The 4,045-nt window shown below is 62.2% G+C and carries 3 protein-coding genes; all 3 read right to left on the reverse strand.

Going from position 1 to position 4,045, the window contains the following annotated elements:
* Window positions 1-32: 32 nt before the first annotated feature.
* A complete protein-coding gene (locus DCO47_RS26000; protein ID WP_042606593.1) occupies window positions 33-1,901 on the reverse strand; it encodes a DEAD/DEAH box helicase in 1,869 nt (622 codons plus the stop codon).
* 221 nt (window positions 1,902-2,122) lie between these two features.
* On the reverse strand, window positions 2,123-2,935 hold the full coding sequence (locus DCO47_RS26005) for an ABC transporter substrate-binding protein (RefSeq protein ID WP_042606594.1): 813 nt from the start codon (window positions 2,933-2,935) through the stop codon (window positions 2,123-2,125).
* 187 nt (window positions 2,936-3,122) lie between these two features.
* Window positions 3,123-3,968 (reverse strand): methylenetetrahydrofolate reductase [NAD(P)H], encoded by an 846-nt coding sequence (gene metF / locus DCO47_RS26010; RefSeq protein ID WP_042606692.1) that lies wholly within the window; start codon window positions 3,966-3,968, stop codon window positions 3,123-3,125.
* Window positions 3,969-4,045: the final 77 nt, after the last annotated feature.

A 4,045-nucleotide genomic window follows, 5' to 3' on the forward strand; every position in this document is an offset into this window, starting at 1 on the left:
CGAACCGGGGCATTTTTCATTGCGGTTTGAACTCAGCGATTGCGGGTCAGCAGTGCCGGTTTCTCGCCACGCGGACGGCTTGGCAGTTGATCGAGCTGCTCAGGCGTCGGGAAGCGGTCGGCTTTCGATTCCTTGTGCATGATCTTCGGGCCGTTGCTGCGCGGGTTCTGCACGGCCGGTTCGCTACGTGGCTGATCGTCACGGGCCGGGCGGCGGTTGCGTGGCGCGGATTCGTCACGACGACCCTGACCGTCACGCGGTGCGCCATTGCGCGGGCCGCTGCGTTTGGCCGGTGGTGTGCCGGTGCTCGAACCGTTGCTGTTGCGCGGACCGTTCTGGCGACCCTGTGGCTGACCGCCGCGTGGTGCGCCAGTGCCTGCGCCTTGCGCCGGGGCGCCCGGACGACGGCCACGGCCGCCGGCAGGAGCGGCTTTCGGCACGTAATCAACGCGGTTACCGAAGTTATCGATATCGTCGTCGAGGAACTCGTCCGGGGCACGGTCAGCCGCTGCACGCGGTGGCTGGCTCGGACGCTGTTCGCGACTCGGCGTGCCTTCACGCGGCTTCTGCTGGCGGGCAGGGCGCTCGCCACGATCACCAGCCGGTTTTTCCTTGCCCTTGTCTTTGCCTTTGTCCTTGCGACCACCGCCACCGCCTCCGCCATTCGGGCCGTCGCCGCGTGGGCCACGGGAATTGCGCGGGTTGCGGATGTCCGGACGCTCGCGGGCTTCCGGCTTCTCGGCTTCGATGGTGCTGGAGTCGAAGCCCATCAGATCGCCGTCGGCAATCTTCTGCTTGGTCATGCGCTCGATGCTTTTCAGCAGCTTCTCTTCGTCCGGCGCGACCAGCGAGATCGCCTCGCCCGAACGACCGGCGCGGCCGGTACGACCGATACGGTGCACATAGTCTTCGTCGACGTTCGGCAGCTCGAAGTTGACCACATGCGGCAACTGGTCGATGTCCAGACCACGGGCGGCGATGTCGGTGGCAACCAGAATGCGCACTTCACCGGCCTTGAAGTCGGCCAGGGCTTTGGTGCGGGCGTTCTGGCTCTTGTTACCGTGGATCGCCACCGCCGGCAGGCCGTGTTTGTCCAGGTATTCAGCGAGACGGTTGGCGCCGTGCTTGGTGCGGGTGAAGACCAGTACCTGTTCCCACGCGCCGGCGGTGATCAGGTGCGCCAGCAAGGCACGCTTGTGGCTGGCCGGCAGGCGGAATACGCGTTGTTCGATGCGCTCGACCGTGGTGTTCGGCGGCGTGACTTCGATGCGTTCCGGGTTGTGCAGCAACTTGCCGGCGAGGTCGGTGATGTCTTTCGAGAACGTTGCCGAGAACAGCAGGTTCTGACGCTTGGCCGGCAGGCGCGCGAGGACTTTCTTCACGTCGTGCACGAAGCCCATGTCGAGCATGCGGTCGGCTTCGTCGAGGACGAGGATTTCCACGTGGGACAGATCGACGCTGCCCTGGCCGGCGAGGTCAAGCAGACGGCCCGGGCAGGCAACGAGGACGTCGACGCCACGGGACATGGCCTGGACCTGTGGGTTCATGCCGACGCCGCCGAAGATGCAGGCGCTGACGAATTTCAGGTCACGGGCATAGATCTTGAAGCTCTCGTGCACCTGGGCCGCGAGTTCGCGGGTCGGGGTCAGGACCAGTACGCGCGGTTGGCGCGGGCCATGACGCTGGGATTTGTCCGGGTGACCGTTGGGGAACAACCGCTCCAGAATCGGGAGGGCGAAGCCGCCGGTTTTACCGGTACCTGTCTGAGCCGCAACCATCAGGTCGCGACCTTGCAACACGGCGGGAATGGCCCGCTGTTGCACCGGAGTAGGCTCGGTATAGCCCGCATCTTCGATGGCACGGACTAAAGCCTCGGAGAGACCGAGGGAAGCAAAGGACATGAGTAATCCTGTTTTAGTTAGGGCTTGGCCCAATGGGAGTCTTGCCTGGCGCGAATCACGTTTAAGAGGACGCAATCCCGTCCGGTCCAGCGGCGGTTCCGAAGGCTCGTCAGGAGCGCTCGCGCGGGCTGAAAGCTGCGCTGTAGCGGGTCGTGAGGCCTGTTACGGTTCCGGGCGTCCGGGCGTGAGCCTGGCGGGAACGCCGGAGTATAACAGAGCAATCACTGCGCGCTGCTTTCCTGCTGCTCAACGGTTTTGCCGCTGGCCGTGGCCGAGCGCAGAGAAGCGCTGTCGACGGGAGCGGCACCGTAACGCGCGCTGAGCTCGGCGTAGGCCGGTTCGCGCTTGAAACGCTTGAGCTCGGCGCCAAAACGCTGCACCAGCAGATCCATGCCGGCATTGCGCCGAACTGCAAGAAACTGGCTCTGACGGCTGATAACCGTCGGGTTTTCCGTGATCAGATCGCGAATATTCAGCTCATCGAGCAAATGCTGACCGACGCGGCGATCGGTGATCAGCAGGTCGATGCGTCCGCGCACCAGTTTGCCGAAATTGGCTTCATGGGTTGGCGCCGGCTCCCGGCTGAACAGCTGTGACTGGCTGAAATCCGGGCTGTACAGATAGCCCGGCGAGGTGCCGATGGTCAGGCCCTTGAGTTGATCCAGGGTGTTGAACGGGTGCGGTCGATCGTTGGCGTAGAACATTACGAATTCAACGTCGGACAACGGTTCGCTGGGGTAGAGCAGGGTGGCGTCGCGCTCGGCGCTGTGAAAAATGTCCAGTGCACCGTCGGCCTGACCGGTTTCGAGCATCGACAGGCAGCGCTTCCACGGCAGGAACTGCCACTCGACTTCAATGCCCAGGCGTTTGAACACGATCGCGGTGGTTTCGTAGTCCAGCCCGAGATTCTGCCCGCCCTGTTCGTACACGTAGGGCGCCCATGGCTCGGTGACAATACGCAACTTCTCGCCCCGAGCGGCGAAGCTCAGGCAAGCAAAAACCAGCACGGCGAGTAACTGCGTGATCAAAGGCATGGCTGGAGATTACGACGAGAAACCCGAAAGAGCCAGAAAGTGCCTGCACAAGCTCTGTTTCGCGGGCTTAAAAGCAAAAGATCGCAGCCTTCGGCAGCTCCTGCGGGATACGAAATTCCAATGTAGGAGCTGCCGCTGCGATCTCTTGCTCTTGCTTGTAGCTTTCAGCTTGAAGCTTGCGGCTGCTTCACCGCGGCAACTTCAGGTTATTCCAGATCGCCAGGCTAGGCTCGGCCTGGTTCATGGAATAAAAATGCAATCCAGGTGCGCCGCCCTGCAGCAGGCGTTCGCACATCTCGCTGACGACTTGCTCGCCAAAGCTCTGGATGCTTCGTGTGTCGTCGCCGTAGGCTTCCAGTTGCTTGCGGATCCAGCGCGGGATTTCCGCACCGCAGGCATCGGAGAAACGCGCGAGTTTGCTGTAGTTGGTGATCGGCATGATCCCCGGCACGATCGGCAGATCCACGCCCAGCGCCTGCAAACGGTCGACAAAGTAGAAGTAGCTGTCGGCGTTGAAGAAGTACTGGGTGATCGCGCTATCGGCACCGGCCTTGGCCTTGCGCACGAAGTTGGCGAGATCGTCTTCGTAGTTGCGCGCTTGCGGATGCATCTCCGGGTAAGCGGCGACTTCGATGTGGAAATGATCAGCGGTTTCTTCACGAATGAATTCCACCAGTTCATTGGCGTGACGCAGCTCACCGCTGGTCATGCCCATGCCGGACGGCAGGTCACCACGCAGGGCGACGATGCGTTTGATGCCGGCGGCCTTGTATTCGTTGAGCAGGCCGCGCAGGTCGTCCTTGCTGTCGCCGACGCACGACAGGTGCGGTGCGGCGGGTATTTTGACTTCGCTTTCCAGCTGCAACACGGTGTTGAGCGTGCGATCACGGGTCGAACCGCCAGCGCCGTAGGTGCAGGAAAAGAAATCAGGATTGTAAGTGGCCAACTGACGGGCAGTGGCGAGGAGCTTTTCTTGCCCGGCGTCGGTCTTGGTCGGGAAAAACTCGAAGCTGTAGCGACGGTCTTGGGACATGGTCATACCCTTGGAAACACGAAAGCCTTCGGTATGTTTCATCTGCAGAAGCAAACCTGTATGTGGCGAGGGAGCTT

This window comes from Pseudomonas sp. NDM, from assembly GCF_003105095.1.
Taxonomy (GTDB): domain Bacteria; phylum Pseudomonadota; class Gammaproteobacteria; order Pseudomonadales; family Pseudomonadaceae; genus Aquipseudomonas; species Aquipseudomonas moraviensis_A.